Consider the following 16344-nt stretch of genomic DNA (forward strand, 5'->3'; position numbering starts at 1 on the left):
CGGTGAGCCGTAGGTCGGGCGTGGCGGGGCCCCGTAGGCTGTACCGGTGAGCACCACCACCGGCCCCGAAAGCCCCGACGCCCTCCTCGGCCCCGCCGACATCCGTGAGCTGGCCGCCGCCCTCGGCGTGCGCCCCACGAAGCAGAAGGGCCAGAACTTCGTCATCGACGCCAACACCGTCCGGCGGATCGTCCGCACGGCCGAGGTGCGGCCCGACGACGTGGTCGTGGAGGTGGGCCCCGGGCTCGGCTCCCTCACCCTGGCGCTCCTGGAGGCCGCGGACCGGGTGACGGCCGTCGAGATCGACGACGTGCTCGCCGCCGCGCTGCCGGCCACGATCCAGGCGCGCATGCCGGCCCGCGCCGACCGTTTCGCGCTCGTCCACTCCGACGCGATGCACGTCCAGGAGCTGCCGGGCCCGGCGCCGACCGCGCTGGTCGCCAACCTGCCGTACAACGTGGCCGTGCCGGTCCTGCTCCACATGCTGGAGCGGTTCCCGACCATCGAGCGGACCCTCGTCATGGTCCAGGCCGAGGTCGCCGACCGGCTCGCCGCCAAGCCGGGCAACAAGGTCTACGGCGTCCCGTCGGTCAAGGCGAACTGGTACGCCGAGGTGAAGCGCGCGGGCTCGATCGGCCGCAACGTCTTCTGGCCCGCGCCGAACGTCGACTCCGGCCTCGTCTCCCTCGTCCGCCGCACCGAGCCGCTGGCGACCACCGCCACCCGCCAGGAGGTCTTCGCGGTCGTCGACGCGGCCTTCGCCCAGCGCCGCAAGACCCTCCGTGCCGCCCTCGCCACCTGGGCGGGTTCGCCCGCGGCCGCCGAGGACGCCCTCGTCAAGGCGGGCATCTCGCCGCAGGCGCGCGGCGAGATGCTGACCGTGGAGGAGTTCGCCCGGATCGCGGAGGCGAAGGCGTGAGCGGCGGTACGGAGTCCCAGGGCGACCCCGGAGCCGTCCCCGGAGCCGTCACCGTACGGGTCCCCGCCAAGGTCAACGTGCAGCTGGCGGTCGGCGCCGCGCGGCCCGACGGCTTCCACGACCTGGCCAACGTCTTCCTCGCCGTGTCGCTGTACGACGAGGTGACCGCGACCCCGGCCGACGGGCTCACGATCACCTGCGAGGGCCCGGACGCCGACAAGGTGCCGCTGGACCGGACGAACCTGGCCGCGCGGGCCGCCGAGCTGCTCGCGGCACGGCACGGCATCTCCCCGGACGTGCACCTGCACATCGCCAAGGACATCCCGGTCGCCGGCGGCATGGCCGGCGGCAGCGCCGACGGCGCGGGCGCGCTGCTCGCGTGCGACGCGCTGTGGGGTCTCGGGTCCTCGCGCGAGGAGCTCCTGGAGATCTGCGCCGAGCTGGGCTCCGACGTGCCGTTCAGCCTGGTCGGCGAGGCGGCGCTCGGCACCGGGCGGGGCGAGAAGCTGACCGCGCTGCCGGTGGGCGGCGCCTTCCACTGGGTGTTCGCCGTCGCCGACGGCGGTCTGTCGACGCCGACGGTGTTCCGTGAGTTCGACCGGCTCGCCGAGGGCGTCGAGATCCCCGAACCGGCCGTGTCCCCGGCCCTCCTGGACGCCCTGAGCACCGGCGACACCACCGCCCTCGCGGGCGCCCTCGCCAACGACCTCCAGGCCCCGGCGCTCTCCCTGCGGCCCTCGCTCGCCGCGACCCTCGCGGCCGGCACGGAGGCGGGCGCCCTCGCCGCCCTGGTCTCCGGCTCGGGCCCGACGACCGCGTTCCTCGTGAAGGACGCGGACGCCGCCGAGACCGTCGCCGCCGCGCTGATCGCCTCGGGCACCTGCCGCACGGCCCGCCCGGCGACCTCCCCGGCGCGGGGTGCGGTCGTCCTGCCCGTCTGACGGGGAGGGGCGTCGTCTCCCGCTACTCAGCGGCCGGTTGAGTATCCGCGCCCTGTCGTGGGGCGGGCGGGCGCGGGACCGTGTCCGTATGGGAATGAGCGCGCGTGAACTCGCGGCCGCCACGCCGGCGACGCGGGACCGGTACGTCGATCTGCTCCGGGTCGCCTCGCTCGGGGTGGTGGTGCTCGGGCACTGGCTGATGGCGGCGGTCACGGGTGACGGGCGGGTGGGGAACCTGCTCGCCGTCGTGCCGGAACTCCAGCTGGTGACCTGGGTGTTCCAGGTGATGCCGGTGTTCTTCTTCGTCGGCGGGTTCTCGCACGCCCTGGCCCACCGCTCCCGTCCGCGGTACGCGGCCTTCCTGCGGGCCCGGCTCCAGCGGCTGCTCCGGCCGACGATGGTGTTCGTCGGGGTGTGGGGGGCGGCCGCGCTGGTGCTCCAGGCGGCGGGCCTGGACGGCGGGCTCGCGGGGGTGGCGCTGCGGCTGGTCGCGCAGCCGCTGTGGTTCATCGGGATCTACCTGGCGATGGTGGCGTTCACCCCGCCGCTGCTGCGGGCGCACGAGCGGTGGGGCTGGGGCGCGTTCGGCGCGCTCGCGGGCGGCGCGGTCCTCGTGGACGTGCTGCGGTTCGCGGCGGACGTGCCGTTCGTGGAGTTCCTGAACTTCGCGTTCGTGTGGCTGGCCGTGCACCAGCTCGGCTTCCTGCGCGCCGACGGGATGATCCGCCGCCCGGCGTTCCTCGCGGGCGCGGGCCTGGTCGGGGCCACGGCGCTGGTGGCCCTGGGGCCGTATCCGCTGTCGATGGTGGGGATGCCCGGCGAGAAGGTGTCGAACATGGCGCCGCCGACGCTCGCCCTGCTCTGCCACGGCCTGTGGCTGGTCGGCGCGGTCGAGCTCCTGAAGGGCCCGGGCGCCCGGTTCGTGGCCCGGGCCGGGGTGTGGCGGGCGGTGGTGGCCGCCAACGGGATCGCGATGACGGCGTTCCTGTGGCACCTGACGGCGATGCTGGGGGTGTACGGGGCGATGCTCGGGCTCGGTGCGGAGCTGCCTGCCCCGGCGTCGGCCGCCTGGTGGGCGCAGGTCCCGCTGCGGTTCGCGGCGGCCGGTCTGCTGACGGCGCTGCTGGTCGCGGTGTTCCGCCGCTTCGAGGCGCCCGTCCCGGCGGCCCCGGCGACCGACGAGGGCGGCCCGCTCGCCGCCCTCGGCATCACCCTGGCGCTCTTCGGGGTCCTGGGCCTGTCCCTGACGGGCTTCGCCGGGCTGTTCGACGGTCACGCGGCGACCCTGATCGCCGTCCCGGTCACGGCGCCCGCGGCGGTCGGTCTCGCGCTCGTGGGGTGGCTGCTGGTGGAGCGGGCCGGGCGGCGTCGGCGAACCGGCTGACGGCCGGATCAGTCGTCGAGGCGCTCGTCGTCGATGTCCACGGTCACGGTGCCCGGCGGGTAGAGGTCCGGCCGGTCCGTCAGGATCAGGTCCATGGTGGGGCGATGGGGCGCGGGCAGCGCGGTGTAGAGCGCGTGGCAGACGTCGGGTCCGCCGAAACCGCCGCGGACCATCCGCGCCACGGTCACCGACGCGACCGTGTCGAGGGGGACGACGTCGATGCCCGGCAGAGCCAGGGTGGCGTCACCCGCGCCTTCGTCCTCGGTCTCGGCCTGGAGCAGGCACAGAGCGGGCACCTGGAGGTGACGGAACGGTGATGCGGCCGCGTTGTCGGCGACACGCTGGAGCTTGCGGTGGCCGCGTGCGAGGGCGAGCACCGCGGAGGTGTCGAGGATGATCACGCCGCTGTGTCCCCGAGGGTCCTGCGGGCGTTCGCGGCGGCGACCTCGTAGACCTTGTCCAGCGCGTTCGGGGTCGCGTCGAATTCCTCGTCGGTCAGGGTGGAGCGCATCCGCTCGCGCATGATCCGCCGGCTCTCGGCCACCTTGTCCCGCGCCTGCGCGGCGGTGAGCTGGGTCGCGGCCAGTTCCGTGACGAGCGCTCCTATCGTGGTGCCCCGCTCGCGGGCCAACGAGGCGAGATGGTCGCGGGTCGTGTCCGGCACCTTGATGGTGGAGTCAGCCATACGGCGATGGTACACCGCCGGTACACCGGAGGTGTACCGGCGGTGGCGACGTACCCTGGGACGTCGATCGATCCCCCGTACAGGAGTCAACGTGGCCGTCAACCTGGTCAATGTCGAGGCAGTCAGCAAGGTGTACGGCACCCGTGCCCTGCTCGACGGCGTCTCGCTCGGCGTCTCCGAAGGGGACCGGATCGGGGTCGTGGGACGCAACGGCGACGGCAAGACCACCCTCATCCGGATGCTCGCCAAGCTGGAGGAGGCCGACACCGGCCGCGTCACGCACAGCGGCGGGCTGCGCCTCGGGGTGCTCACCCAGCACGACTCGCTCGACCCGAAGGCCACCATCCGGCACGAGGTCATCGGCGTCATGGCCGACCACGAGTGGGCCGGCAGCGCCAAGATCCGCGACGTGCTCACCGGGCTGTTCGGCGGGCTCGACCTGCCCGGCTTCGAGAACGGCCTGGACACCGTCATCGGCCCGCTCTCCGGTGGCGAGCGGCGGCGCATCGCGCTGGCCAAGCTCCTCATCGAGGACCAGGACCTGATCGTCCTCGACGAGCCCACCAACCACCTCGACGTCGAGGGCATCTCCTGGCTCGCGCAGCACCTCCAGGCGCGCCGCTCGGCGCTCGTCTGCGTCACCCACGACCGCTGGTTCCTCGACCAGGTCTGCACCCGCATGTGGGACGTGCAGCGCGGTGACGTCCACGAGTACGAGGGCGGCTACTCCGACTACGTCTTCGCCCGTGCCGAGCGCGAGCGGATCGCCGCCACGGAGGAGACCAAGCGGCAGAACCTGATGCGCAAGGAGCTGGCCTGGCTGCGGCGCGGCGCCCCCGCCCGCACCTCCAAGCCGCGCTACCGCATCGAGGCCGCCAACGAGCTGATCGCCGACGTGCCGCCGCCGCGCGACACCAGCGAGCTGATGAAGTTCGCCAACGCCCGCCTGGGCAAGACGGTCTTCGACCTGGAGGACGTGACCGTCACCGCCGGTCCCAAGACGCTCCTCCAGCACCTCACCTGGCAGCTCGGCCCCGGTGACCGCATCGGCCTCGTCGGCGTCAACGGCGCGGGCAAGACCTCACTCCTGCGGGCCCTCGCCGACGCCTCCGCCACCGAAGGCGAGACGCAGCCGGCCGCCGGGAGGATCGTCGTCGGCAAGACCGTCCGACTCGCCTACCTCTCCCAGGACGTCACCGAACTCCCCGCCACCCTGCGGGTCCTGGAGGCCGTGCAGCAGATCCGCGACCGCGTCGACCTCGGCAAGGGCCGCGAGATGACGGCCGGGCAGCTGTGCGAGCAGTTCGGCTTCTCGAAGGAGAAGCAGTGGACGCCGGTCGGCGACCTCTCCGGTGGCGAGCGCCGCCGCCTCCAGCTCCTGCGCCTGCTGATGGACGAGCCCAACGTCCTCTTCCTCGACGAGCCCACCAACGACCTCGACATCGAGACCCTCACCCAGCTGGAGGACCTCCTCGACGGCTGGCCGGGCTCCATGGTCGTCATCTCCCACGACCGGTTCTTCATCGAGCGCACCACCGACAAGACGTTCGCGCTGCTCGGCGACAGGACCCTGCGGATGCTGCCGCGCGGCATCGACGAGTACCTGGAGCGGCGCCGGCAGATGATCGAGGCGTCCGTCCCGGCGCCCGCCGCCGCGCCCGCGCAGGCGAAGCCCGGCGTCTCCGCCGCCGACGCGCGCGCCGCCAAGAAGGAGCTGCAGAAGGTCGAGCGGCAGCTCGACAAGCTCTCCGAGAAGGAGGCGAAGCTGCACACGCAGATCGCCGACAACGCCACCGATTTCGAGAAGGTGGCGAAGCTCGACGCGGAGCTCCGGGAACTCGCGGGGGAGCGCGAGGAATTGGAAATGCGCTGGCTCGAACTGGCCGAGGACGCATAACGAGGGCATCACAGGCCGGTCCTCCCTTGGGTACAAGGGGCGGACCGGTCGCTTTTGCGCCATCGCGTGAGTGGTAGAAAGAAAACCCGTTCACGTCAAGGGGGAACCGCTGATGACCCAGCCGCCCAGCAACCAGCCGCCGGGGGGCTTCGGAGCCCCTCAGGACCCGAGCCAGGGGCCGACCCCGGGAATGCCGCCCGTGCCGCCGGTCCCGCCGCAGGCACCGCCGGCGCCGCAGACCCCGCCGCCCGCCGCGCCGGGTCCGTACGGTCAGCCGGCGCAGCCGGGGTACGGCTACCCGCAGGCGCCGGGCCAGCAGCCGGGCCAGCCGGCCGCGCCGGGTCCGTACGCGCAGCAGCCGGGTCCGTACGGCCAGCAGCCCGGCCCGTACGGCCAGCCGCAGCAGCAGCCGTACGGTTACCCGCAGCAGGGTCAGGCGCAGGGCCCGTACGGCGGTTACCCCACCCAGCCGATGTACCCGGGCGCGCCCACTCCGCCGCCCTCCTCCGGTGGCGGCGGCCTCAAGGGCCGGACCGGCATCGTCGCGGCCGTGGCCGCCGGAGCCGTCCTGGTCGCCGCCGTCACGACCTGGGCGGTCGTCTCCGGCGGGGACGACGAGAAGGGCCCGATCGCCGGACCCACCACGTCCGCCAGCACCTCCGCCGGTCCGAAGCCCACCGAGTCGGTGGACCAGGGCGACGGTTCCGGCGACGGCGGGGGCGGCGACGACGACCTGAACGCGGACCGCAAGCCCGGCGAGGACAAGGTCGCCTGGCTGCTGAAGAACGACGTCGACCTGCCCCGCAACGGCTCGGACGTCTTCGGCCCGTGGATCGTCGGCGACACGGTCGTCAAGGCCATGTACAAGGGCGTCGACGGCTACGGCCTGAGCGACGGCAAGCGCAAGTGGCACATCGACGTGCCGTTCGAGCTGTGCGCGGCCCCGCCGGCGCCGGCCGCCGACGGCTCCATGGTGTTCGGGTACGCCGAGAGCGCCAAGGACGGCGCCAAGTGCACCGAGCTCCAGAAGATCGACCTGAAGACCGGCAAGGCCGGTTGGAAGAAGGCCGTGCCCAAGGCCACGGGCCTCTTCGCGTTCTCCGACAACACCCTGGCCATCAGCGGCAACACGGTCACCGCGGCCGGCACCAGCAGCGCGTACGGCTTCTCGCTCGCCGACGGCCGGCAGCTCTTCAAGGGCGCCACCACCGGCTGCAAGCCCTTCGCCTACGCGGGCGGCAGCAAGCTGATCGCCGCCATGGACTGCCCGTCGGGCAGCACCAGCAAGAAGATCCAGGCGGTCGGCCAGGTCGACCCCAACACCGGCAAGCCGAAGTTCACCTTCCAGCTGGAGGCGGACTGGGAGGTCGACAAGGTCTACTCGGTCGACCCGCTGGTCGTCTCGGCCACCCAGCGCGAGCAGAAGAAGTGGACCATCTTCGCGCTCGACGCCAACGGCAAGCTCCGCTCGCAGATCCAGGGCGGCAAGGACAAGTTCGCGCCCGACTGCGGCGGAAGCTTCGTCATCTTCGGCAAGAACCTCCAGGGCTGCACCGGGGTCGCCGCCGACGCGAACACCTTCTACATGGCGACCGAGGGCGGCTACGGCAAGACGAACGAGGTCGTCGCCTTCGACCTGAAGAACGGCAAGGCCAAGTGGCGCGCCAAGGCGCCCGAGGGGCGGTCGGTGACGCCGCTGCGCATGGAGGGCTCCGACGTCCTGCTGTACGTGACCCCCTTGTACGACAAGGGCGGGGCCGTCGCCACCCTCGCGCCGACCGGCGGCGCGCCGAAGATCGTGCTCCAGCACCCGGTCTCGGCCTCCGACATCGAGGGCAGCTTCTACAGCGCGGGCTACGCCTACGGCAGCGGCACCTTCGTGGTGGCGAGCGGACGTGTGTCGGCGTCCAACGACAAGGACGAGATGCAGGTCAAGACCATGATGGCCTTCAGCAAGTGAGGTGCACGGACCGATGACGCAGCCACCCCCGCCCCCGCCGAACCAACCCCCGGACCCCCAGGGCGGCTTCGGGGCCCCGACGCCGGAGCCGGGTTACGGCTACCCGCAGCAGCCCGCGGCCGAGCCGGGCTACGGCTACCCGCAGCAGCCGCCGCAGCCCGACCCCGGTTACGGCTACCCGCAGCAGCCGCCCGCGCCTCCGCAGCAGCCGTACGGCTACCCCGCGCAGCCCCAGCAGCCGCAGCAGGCCCCGCAGTACGGCGGCGGCTACCAGCAGCCGCCGTACGGCTACCCGACCCAGCCCCAGCAGGCCTACGGCGGCTACCAGCAGCCGGCGCCCGCCCCCTCGGCGCCGGGTGGGAAGAAGCTGTCCGCCCAGCTCCAGATCGTGATCGCGGCGGTCGTCGCCGTCGCGGTGATCATCGGTGTCGGCATCTGGTACGCCGGTTCCGGCGGCGACGGCAAGGACGACGAGGCCAAGGGCACCGGCGGCACCTCGCAGGGCGCCACCGGCGGCGGCTCCGGGGACACCAAGGGCCTCGGCGGCGGCGGCAAGGAGAAGGCGCCCGCGAACACCCAGGGCAAGAAGGCCTTCGACGTCATCGAGCCGAAGGTCCCGGACGTCACCGACGTGTCGGGCTCCTGGATCACGGACAAGGCGTACGTGAAGACCGGCGTCAACTCGATGGTCGCCTACGACCTCGACAAGGGCACGGTCCTGTGGACGCTGCCGCTGACCGGTCAGGTCTGCGGCTCCTCGCGGCACATGACGGCCGACCACAAGGTGCCGATCCTCTTCGAGGCCAGCAAGCGCGTCGCGCCGCGCTACTACCAGCTGTGCACCGAGGTCGGCATGGTCGACCTGAACACCGGCAAGCTGCTGTGGTCGACGTCGGTCACCGGCGGCACGGGCGGCGACCAGAAGGTCCGGTTCGGCGAGGTCACGCTCAGCGGGACGACCGTCGCGGCCGGCGGCACCGACGGCGGCGCCGCCTTCGACGCGGCCAACGGCAACCCGCGCTGGAAGCCGCAGGCCAACAGCCAGAACTGCTACGACCTGGGGTACGGCGGCGGCGCGGGCCTCGTCGCGGTCCGCAAGTGCGGTCCGTACGACAGCCAGTACGTGATGGTCCAGAACCTCGACCCGACGACGGGCGCCCCGCTCTCGCAGTACAAGATGCCGACCGGCGTGAAGTACGCGTCGGTCGTCTCCACCAAGCCGCTGGTCGTCGCGGCCGACGTCGGCGAGTCCGCCGGCGACGGCAGCGGCATCTCGGACTTCTTCTCGATCGACGAGAAGACCGGCAAGCTGAAGGCGAAGATCACGGCGGACGCGGACCAGTACGGGGCCCGCTGCCGCTCGACGAAGGTCGAGTCCTGCTCCCAGGCGCTCGTCGGCAACGGCCGGCTCTACGTGCCGACCGAGGAGCACGAGGGCAGCACCGGCGAGTACGGCGACGAGACCAACGAGGTCATCGCCTTCGACCTGACCACCGGGCGCACCCTGCCGGAGAAGGCGGACGCCGGGGACAAGTACACCCTGGTCCCGCTCCGGATGGACGGCGGCAACCTCATCGCCTACAAGGAGCCCCCCTACGACAAGGGCGGCCGGATCGTCTCGATCGACGGCGGCACGATGAAGGAGACGCTGCTCCTGGAGAACCCGGCGGACAAGACGATCCGCGACATCGAGAACAGCTTCTCCGTGGACTACTCGGAGATCCTGTACGGCGACGGTCGCCTGTTCATGTCCGCCATGATGATCTCCAAGCCGCGGGCGTCGGCCTCGCCGGACGAGAAGAAGTACCTGGCGGTGTCGTACAGCACCCGATGAACGCACGGACGTCGTACGGACGTTCGTGAGACGGGAACAGCCCGGCGTGTCGGTTTTCACCCCGACGTGCCGGGCTGTTTGCGCACCGCGGCGGGTGGCGAAGAATTCGGGGTCGAGCGGGCCGGCCGGGACGGCGGGCCCGGAGGATGGGGGATGACCGGGATGGGCGTACGCCTCGTGGTGGTCGACGACCACCGCCTGCTGGCGGAGGCGCTCGCCTCGGCGCTGAAGCTGCGCGGGCACCGGGTGCTCGCGGCGGCCGCGCCGGTGGCGGCGGCCGCGGACCTCGTGGTGGGCCGGGGGCCGGAGGTCTGTCTGCTCGGCACGGCCGCGCCGGCCGCGCCGGGCGCCTTCGACGTGGTCGCGCGGATCAAGCGGGAGCGGCCGCAGGTGGCCGTGGTGGTGCTGGGGCCGGTGCCGTCGCCGCGCGGCATCGCGGCGGCGTTCGCGGCCGGGGCCTCGGGGTACGTCCGGCACGACGAGCGCATCGAGGGCGTCGAGCGCGCCCTGGTGAAGGCCAGGGCGGGGGAGTGCGCGGTGGCGCCCGCGCTGCTCCAGGGCGCCTTCGCGGAGCTGCTGCACCCGGCGGCCCAGCCGGACGACGAGGCGCAGCGGCTGCTGCGGATGCTGACGCAGCGGGAGGTGGAGGTGCTCGTCCGGGTGGCGGAGGGCGAGGACACCCGGCTGATCGCGGCGGGGATGGGGATCGCGCCGAGCACGGCGCGGACGCACGTGCAGCGGGTCCTGATGAAGCTGGGGGTCGGCTCGCGACTGGAGGCGGCGGCGCTGGCGGCCCGGACGGGGCTGCTCGACCGGGCGGTGCCGGGGCAGCGCGGCCCCTGCTGAGCCTCCGGAGGGGCTTCCGGTGAGGTGGCACGGCTGAGGGTCCCGGGTGCGGGGCCCGGCTTCGCCATTGACGCTGATGTTTGAATGTGATTCTTTGTGCGTGGTTATGTTTGATCCCGCCCGGAGGGTAGCCCCGTGAAGAAGACCGTCACCACGCTCGCCGACGGGCGCGAGCTGATCTACTACGACACGCGCGACGACGCGGTCCGCACCGCCGTCGACCCGCGCCCCCTCACCCCCGTCGTCTCCCGCTCCGAGATCCGGTACGACGAGCTCACCGGCGACCCCGTCGCCGTCGCCTCGCACCGGCAGGCCCGCACCTACCACCCGCCGGCCGACGCCTGCCCGCTCTGCCCCGCCGTGGACGGCCGCGAGAGCGAGATCCCCGAGCCCGACTACGAGGTGGTGGTCTTCGAGAACCGCTTCCCCTCCCTCTCCGGCGGCGTCGGCCGCTGCGAGGTCGTCTGCTTCACCGACGACCACGCGGTCTCCTTCGCCGACCTCTCCGAGGAGCGGGCCCGGCTCGTCCTCGACGCCTGGACCGACCGCACCGCCGCCCTCTCCGCGCTGCCCGGCGTCGAGCAGGTCTACTGCTTCGAGAACCGCGGCCGCGAGATCGGCGTCACCCTGCCCCACGCGCACGGCCAGATCTACGCCTTCCCCTACGTGTCCCCCCGGACCGCCGCCATGCGGCGCCGCACCGACGAGCACCGGGCGGCGACCGGCCGGAACCTCTTCGACGACGTCGTCGCCCGCGAGCGCGCCGACGCCGAGCGGGTGGTCCTGGAGACCGAGCACTGGATCGCCTTCGTGCCGTACGCCGCCCACTGGCCGTACGAGGTGCACCTGCACCCCAAGCGCCGGGTCCCGGACCTGCTCGCCCTCGACGAGGCCGCCCGCACAGAGTGCGCACAGGTCTACCTGGAACTCTTGAGGCGCTTCGACCGGCTCTTCGGCCCGGACGAGCCGCCGACGCCCTACATCGCCGCCTGGCACCAGGCGCCGTTCACGGACGAGCGGCGCGAGGACTTCGGACTGCACCTGGAGCTTTTCACCGTCCGACGGGCCTCTGGCAAGCTGAAGTACCTCGCGGGCACCGAGTCCGGCATGGGCGCGTTCATGAACGACGTACGGCCGGAAGACGCGGCCCGACGACTCCGAGAGGTGGCGACCGCATGACCACGAACGCGAAGAGGTACCTGGTGACGGGAGGCGCCGGCTACGTCGGCAGCGTCGTCGCCGCCCACCTCCTGGAACGGGGCCACCGCGTCACCGTCCTCGACGACCTCTCCACCGGCTTCGCCGAAGGGGTCCCGGACGGCGCCGAGTTCGTCGAGGGCCGCATCCAGGACGCGGCGAAGTGGCTCGACGCCTCCTACGACGGCGTCCTGCACTTCGCCGCCTTCTCGCAGGTCGGCGAGTCCGTCGCCAAGCCCGAGAAGTACTGGGACAACAACGTCGGCGGCACCATGGCCCTGCTCGCGGCCATGCGCGACGCCGGGGTGCGCCGGCTCGTCTTCTCCTCCACCGCCGCGACCTACGGCGAACCGGAGACCGTGCCGATCACCGAGTCCGCGCCCACCTCGCCCACCAGCCCGTACGGGGCGAGCAAGCTGGCCGTCGACCACATGATCGGCGGCGAGTGCGCCGCCCACGGCCTGGCCGCCGTCTCGCTGCGCTACTTCAACGTGGCCGGCGCCCACGGCTCGCTCGGCGAGCGCCACCACCCCGAGTCCCACCTCATCCCGCTCGTCCTCCAGGTGGCTCTGGGCGAGCGCGAGGCGATCTCCGTGTACGGCGAGGACTACCCGACCCCGGACGGCACCTGCGTCCGCGACTACATCCACGTCGCCGACCTCGCCGAGGCCCACCTCCTGGCGCTCGACGCCATGACCGCGGGCTCCGTGCCGGCCGGTGAGCACCTGGTCTGCAACCTCGGCAACGGCAACGGCTTCTCCGTCCGCGAGGTCGTCGAGACCGTCCGCGAGGTCACGGGCCACCCGGTCCCCGAGATCACCGCCGCCCGCCGGCCCGGCGACCCGGCCGTCCTGGTCGCCGCCGCCGACACGGCCCGCGAGCGGCTCGGCTGGACGCCGTCCCGCCCCGACCTGGCCGCCGTCGTCGCCGACGCCTGGGCGTTCGCGCGTCTCCGTCGGGAGGGAGGGGCATGAGCGTCGCCGACGGCTTCGAGGCGCTGTACGGCGCCGCGCCCGACGGGGTGTGGGCCGCCCCCGGGCGGGTCAACCTCATCGGTGAGTACACCGACTTCAACGACGGCTTCGTGCTGCCCCTCGCGCTGCCGCACACCACCGTCGCCGCCGTCTCCCGCCGTGACGACGGCGTCCTGCGGCTGCACTCCGCCGACATCGACGGCGGGATCGTGCAGCTGGAGGTCGACGCCCTGGAGCCGCTGTCCGGCGGCGGCTGGGCGGCCTACCCGGCCGGTGTCGTCTGGGCGCTGCGGGAGACCGGGCACCTGGTGACGGGGGCGGACGTGCACCTCACGTCGACCGTGCCGACCGGCGCCGGGCTCTCCTCGTCGGCGGCCCTGGAGGTCGTCACGGCGCTGGCCCTGAACGACCTGTTCGGGCTCGGGCTCTCCCGCCCCGAACTCGCCCGGATCGCCCAGCGCGCCGAGAACGCCTTCGTGGGCGTCCCCTGCGGCGTGATGGACCAGATGGCCTCCGCCTGCGCCGAGGACGGCCACGCCCTCCATCTGGACACCCGCGACCTCTCGTACCGCCAGGTCCCCTTCGACCTGGCCCGCGAGGGCCTGCGGCTGCTCGTCGTCGACACCCGCGTGAAGCACGCGCTCGGGGACGGCGCGTACGCGGAGCGGCGCGCCGGGTGCGAAGCGGGTGCGCGGGCGCTCGGTGTGAAGGCCCTGCGCGACGTGAGCGCCGTGCACCTACCCGAATCCCTCGCACTCCTGAGCGACGAGACGATCCTGCGGTACGTCCGGCACGTCGTCTCGGACAACGCCCGGGTGGAGCGCGTCATCGCCCTGCTCGACTCCGGCGACACCCGGGCCGTCGGGCCGGTCCTCACGGAGGGGCACGCCTCGCTCCGCGACGACCTGCGGGTGTCCTGTCCCGAACTCGACCTCGTGGTCGAGGCGGCGAACGCGGCGGGGGCGCTCGGCGCCCGGATGACCGGCGGCGGTTTCGGCGGCTCGGCCGTCGTCCTGGTCGACGCCGACCGGGCGGACGAGGTCGCCGCCGCCGTCGGCACGGCCTTCGCCGACGCCGGATACGCCGCCCCGGGGATCTTCCCCGCCGTGCCGTCGGCGGGCGCGCGCCGGCTCTGAACCCGGCCCCCGCACCCGGACGACTTCGCGCAGTTCCGCCAAACGGCCCCCACCGTGACGCCCCGCCCCTACTCTGTTGGGCAGCGCCGGTGGGGGCCGGTGCTGTTCAGGGGTCGAGACCCGTCGGGTACGGCGCCGGGAGCGGGGTAACAGTCAACGCACGGCGGCGGCCGGGCGATCGGCGGACCCGCCTCCGGCGTCGTACCGCGCCGGTCCTTTCCTCGACGCATGGGGGTGTCCGTGGCACGTATCCGGGTCCTGGTGGTGGACGACCACCGCATCTTCGCCGAGTCGCTGGCCGCGGCCCTCGCGGCGGAGCCCGACGTCGACGTCGCCGCCGCCGGAAGCGGCCCGGCGGCGCTGCGCTGCCTGGACCGCGGGGTCGCGGAGGGGCGCCGGTTCGACGTGCTCCTCGTCGACGCCGAACTCGGCGCGGGGCCCGCCGGTGCGACGGCGGCCGGCCGGGCGCCGGACGACCCCGAGGCCGCGGTCGACGGGATCTCCCTGGTCGCGGGCGTGCGCCGGGTCCAGCCCGCCGTCCGTACCGTCGTCCTCGCGGAGAAGGACGACCCGCACCGGGCCGCGCTCGCGCTCCAGGCCGGGGCCTCCGGCTGGGTCGCCAAGGACTGCTCGCTCCAGCGGCTGCTCGCCGTGGTCCGGGGGGTGCTGCGGGACGAGACGCACCTGCCGCCCGCGCTGCTCACGGGCGTCCTGCGGGAGCTGACGGCGGCCCGCAAGCACCGGACGGACAGCGAGCGCCTGGTGGAGTCGCTGACCCCGCGCGAGGCGGAGGTGCTGCGCTGCATGGTCGCGGGGCTGGGCCGCAAGGCGGTCGCCGAGCGGCTCTTCCTCTCCCCGCACACCGTCCGCACGCACATGCAGAACGTGCTGGGGAAGCTGGGCGTGCACTCGACCCTGGCGGCGGTGGCGCTGGCCCGCCGGGCGGGTGTCGGACCGGCCGAGCCGGCTCCCGCGCTATCCGGGGACGTTGTCGAACGGGGCGGTCAGCCGGCGTAGCAGTGCGGCCAGGTCGCCGCGCTGGGCGCGGGAGAGCTGGGCGAGGATGGCGCGCTCCTGGGCGAGGAGCCCGGCGAGGGCCTCGTCGGCGCGGTCGCGGCCCTCGGGGGTGAGCCGGACGAGGACCCCGCGTCGGTCGCTGGGGTCGGGCAGCCGTTCGACCAGGCCCTTCTTGGTGAGCCGGTCGATGCGGTTGGTCATGGTGCCGGACGTGACGAGGGTCTGGGTGAGGAGCTGGCCGGGGGAGAGCTGGTAGGGCGCGCCGGCCCGGCGGAGCGAGGTGAGGACGTCGAACTCCCAGGGCTCCAGCTGGTGCTCGGAGAAGGCGAGTCGACGGGCGCGGTCGAGGTGCCGGGCGAGCCGTGAGACGCGGCTGAGCACCTCGAGCGGTTCCACGTCGAGGTCGGGGCGCTCGCGGCGCCATGCAGCGACCAGTCGGTCGACCTCGTCCTCCATGACGATCAGTGTAGAGGGTCTGTTGACATAAAGTCTCTTGGGTTCAAGTTTCTTGATGTCGAGTATCTTGGAGTCAAGATATATTTCCCTGGACTATGGGGAAGGGACCCGGCCGGAACTCCGTTCCGCTTCGGCAACACGTGCCAGCAAGGGGGCTTCGAACATGCATTCCGTGGAATCCGCCGCACCAACCTGGGATCCGCAGCAGTACCTCCGCCACTCCGGCCACCGCACCCGGCCGTTCCTCGACCTGCTCGCCCGAATACCGCACCTGCCGGCCCAGGACCGGCCCGCCCGCATCGCCGACCTCGGCTGCGGTCCCGGCAACGTGACGGCCCTCCTCGCCGACCGGTGGGCCGACGCGCACATCACCGGCTTCGACCTGTCGCCGGAGATGCTGGAACGCGCCGAGAAGGACTGGGCGGGCACCACCCGCGGCGGCGGCTGGCTCGACTTCCGGCCCGCGGACGCCGCCCACTGGACCCCCACCGAGCCCTACGACCTGATCGTCTCCAACGCGGCCCTCCAGTGGGTCCCCAACCACCCCGAGTCCCTCGCCCCCTGGGTCGAAGGACTCCGCCCCGGCGGCACCCTCGCCTTCCAGGTCCCGGGCAACTTCACCTCGCCCAGCCACGCCCTCCTCGGGGAGCTCTGCGACACCCCCGAGTGGCGCGAGCGCCTCGGCGATCAGGGCCGCCGCTTCGTCCACATCCTCGACCCGGCCGAGTACCTCACCCGGCTGACCGACCTCGACTGCGAGACGGACGTCTGGGAGACCACGTACAGCCAGCTCCTCCACGGCGAGGACCCCGTCCTCGACTGGGTCAAGGGCACGGCCCTGCGGCCCGTCCTCACCACCCTCGGCGACGACCAGGAGGCGGTCGACGCCTTCCTCGGCCAGTACCGCGCCCTCCTGCGCGAGGCCTACCCGCCGGGCCCGCACGGCACCGTCTTCCCCTTCCGGCGCATCTTCGCCGTCGCGCGCAAGAAGGGGTGACCGCACGGGGGGACGCCGAAGACGCGGGACGCGGCACGCGCGCGCCGTGAGACGCGCGGGACGTGGACGCACGGGCGCCCCGCACCGGAACTCCGGTGCGG

The 16344-nt window shown here is 73.2% G+C and carries 15 protein-coding genes; 12 read left to right on the forward strand and 3 right to left on the reverse strand.

The window, feature by feature from the left end:
* The first annotated feature begins 46 nt into the window (after window positions 1-46).
* The 3 genes from rsmA (at window position 47) to ACFCY7_RS08760 (ending at window position 3244) form a co-directional block, all read left to right on the forward strand.
* Window positions 47-919, forward strand: a complete 873-nt coding sequence (gene rsmA, locus ACFCY7_RS08750; protein ID WP_376482632.1) for a 16S rRNA (adenine(1518)-N(6)/adenine(1519)-N(6))-dimethyltransferase RsmA — start codon at window positions 47-49, stop codon at window positions 917-919.
* The gene (locus tag ACFCY7_RS08755; protein ID WP_376482634.1) at window positions 916-1860 is read left to right on the forward strand and encodes a 4-(cytidine 5'-diphospho)-2-C-methyl-D-erythritol kinase; all 945 of its coding nucleotides are present in this window, start codon (window positions 916-918) and stop codon (window positions 1858-1860) included. The genes rsmA and ACFCY7_RS08755 overlap by 4 nt, the downstream gene beginning before the upstream one ends.
* Before the next feature lie 88 nt (window positions 1861-1948).
* Window positions 1949-3244 (forward strand): acyltransferase, encoded by a 1296-nt coding sequence (locus ACFCY7_RS08760; protein WP_376482636.1) that lies wholly within the window; start codon window positions 1949-1951, stop codon window positions 3242-3244.
* A gap of 8 nt (window positions 3245-3252) precedes the next feature.
* Here the strand turns inward: ACFCY7_RS08760 and ACFCY7_RS08765 are convergent, their stop codons facing one another.
* Window positions 3253-3645: a hypothetical protein gene (locus ACFCY7_RS08765; RefSeq protein WP_376482637.1), complete on the reverse strand. Its 393-nt coding sequence runs from the start codon at window positions 3643-3645 to the stop codon at window positions 3253-3255.
* A complete protein-coding gene (locus ACFCY7_RS08770; protein ID WP_376482639.1) occupies window positions 3642-3929 on the reverse strand; it encodes a hypothetical protein in 288 nt (95 codons plus the stop codon). Before ACFCY7_RS08770 ends, ACFCY7_RS08765 begins: the two co-directional genes overlap by 4 nt.
* A 91-nt stretch (window positions 3930-4020) precedes the next feature.
* Here ACFCY7_RS08770 and ACFCY7_RS08775 point away from each other — a divergent pair, with 91 nt between their 5' ends.
* From ACFCY7_RS08775 to ACFCY7_RS08810, 8 genes are all read left to right on the forward strand, one after another.
* Complete coding sequence (locus ACFCY7_RS08775) at window positions 4021-5826, forward strand: ABC-F family ATP-binding cassette domain-containing protein (RefSeq protein ID WP_376482641.1); 1806 nt, start codon at window positions 4021-4023, stop codon at window positions 5824-5826.
* A gap of 112 nt (window positions 5827-5938) precedes the next feature.
* Window positions 5939-7786, forward strand: a complete 1848-nt coding sequence (locus ACFCY7_RS08780) for a PQQ-binding-like beta-propeller repeat protein (protein ID WP_376482643.1) — start codon at window positions 5939-5941, stop codon at window positions 7784-7786.
* Window positions 7787-7799: 13 nt separating this feature from the next.
* Window positions 7800-9620 (forward strand): PQQ-binding-like beta-propeller repeat protein, encoded by a 1821-nt coding sequence (locus ACFCY7_RS08785; RefSeq protein WP_376482645.1) that lies wholly within the window; start codon window positions 7800-7802, stop codon window positions 9618-9620.
* Window positions 9621-9782: 162 nt separating this feature from the next.
* Window positions 9783-10466, forward strand: coding sequence for a LuxR C-terminal-related transcriptional regulator (locus ACFCY7_RS08790; protein ID WP_376482662.1), 684 nt, complete (start codon window positions 9783-9785; stop codon window positions 10464-10466).
* 135 nt (window positions 10467-10601) lie between these two features.
* Window positions 10602-11645, forward strand: coding sequence for a galactose-1-phosphate uridylyltransferase (gene galT, locus ACFCY7_RS08795; RefSeq protein ID WP_376482646.1), 1044 nt, complete (start codon window positions 10602-10604; stop codon window positions 11643-11645).
* Window positions 11642-12637, forward strand: a complete 996-nt coding sequence (gene galE, locus ACFCY7_RS08800) for a UDP-glucose 4-epimerase GalE (RefSeq protein WP_376482648.1) — start codon at window positions 11642-11644, stop codon at window positions 12635-12637. The genes galT and galE overlap by 4 nt, the downstream gene beginning before the upstream one ends.
* Window positions 12634-13773 carry a galactokinase gene (gene galK, locus ACFCY7_RS08805; protein ID WP_376482650.1) on the forward strand — a complete coding sequence of 380 codons (1140 nt, stop codon included), beginning with the start codon at window positions 12634-12636 and terminating at the stop codon, window positions 13771-13773. The genes galE and galK overlap by 4 nt, the downstream gene beginning before the upstream one ends.
* Before the next feature lie 228 nt (window positions 13774-14001).
* Entirely contained in the window at window positions 14002-14790 is a 789-nt protein-coding gene (locus tag ACFCY7_RS08810; protein ID WP_376482652.1) for a LuxR C-terminal-related transcriptional regulator, read from the forward strand.
* Here the strand turns inward: ACFCY7_RS08810 and ACFCY7_RS08815 are convergent.
* A complete protein-coding gene (locus tag ACFCY7_RS08815) occupies window positions 14749-15246 on the reverse strand; it encodes a MarR family winged helix-turn-helix transcriptional regulator (protein ID WP_367825999.1) in 498 nt (165 codons plus the stop codon). The two genes, ACFCY7_RS08810 and ACFCY7_RS08815, sit on opposite strands and share 42 nt — an antisense overlap.
* Before the next feature lie 163 nt (window positions 15247-15409).
* Between ACFCY7_RS08815 and ACFCY7_RS08820 the strand changes: the two genes are divergently transcribed.
* Complete coding sequence (locus ACFCY7_RS08820) at window positions 15410-16243, forward strand: trans-aconitate 2-methyltransferase (protein ID WP_376482654.1); 834 nt, start codon at window positions 15410-15412, stop codon at window positions 16241-16243.
* Window positions 16244-16344 lie beyond the last annotated feature (101 nt).

This window comes from Streptomyces sp. NPDC056361, assembly GCF_042262805.1.
Taxonomy (GTDB): Bacteria; Actinomycetota; Actinomycetes; order Streptomycetales; family Streptomycetaceae; genus Streptomyces.

What these genes read in the sequence shown, in the direction of transcription:
- ACFCY7_RS08760 (WP_376482636.1), top strand. Translation starts at nt 1,949, where the DNA reads ATGGGAATGAGCGCGCGTGAACTCGCGGCCGCCACGCCGGCGACGCGG.
- ACFCY7_RS08820 (WP_376482654.1), top strand. Translation starts at nt 15,410, where the DNA reads ATGCATTCCGTGGAATCCGCCGCACCAACCTGGGATCCGCAGCAGTAC.
- ACFCY7_RS08810 (WP_376482652.1), top strand. Translation starts at nt 14,002, where the DNA reads ATGGGGGTGTCCGTGGCACGTATCCGGGTCCTGGTGGTGGACGACCAC.
- ACFCY7_RS08770 (WP_376482639.1), bottom strand. Translation starts at nt 3,929, where the DNA reads ATGGCTGACTCCACCATCAAGGTGCCGGACACGACCCGCGACCATCTC.
- galE (WP_376482648.1), top strand. Translation starts at nt 11,642, where the DNA reads ATGACCACGAACGCGAAGAGGTACCTGGTGACGGGAGGCGCCGGCTAC.
- galK (WP_376482650.1), top strand. Translation starts at nt 12,634, where the DNA reads ATGAGCGTCGCCGACGGCTTCGAGGCGCTGTACGGCGCCGCGCCCGAC.
- ACFCY7_RS08790 (WP_376482662.1), top strand. Translation starts at nt 9,783, where the DNA reads ATGGGCGTACGCCTCGTGGTGGTCGACGACCACCGCCTGCTGGCGGAG.
- ACFCY7_RS08815 (WP_367825999.1), bottom strand. Translation starts at nt 15,246, where the DNA reads ATGGAGGACGAGGTCGACCGACTGGTCGCTGCATGGCGCCGCGAGCGC.
- ACFCY7_RS08780 (WP_376482643.1), top strand. Translation starts at nt 5,939, where the DNA reads ATGACCCAGCCGCCCAGCAACCAGCCGCCGGGGGGCTTCGGAGCCCCT.
- ACFCY7_RS08785 (WP_376482645.1), top strand. Translation starts at nt 7,800, where the DNA reads ATGACGCAGCCACCCCCGCCCCCGCCGAACCAACCCCCGGACCCCCAG.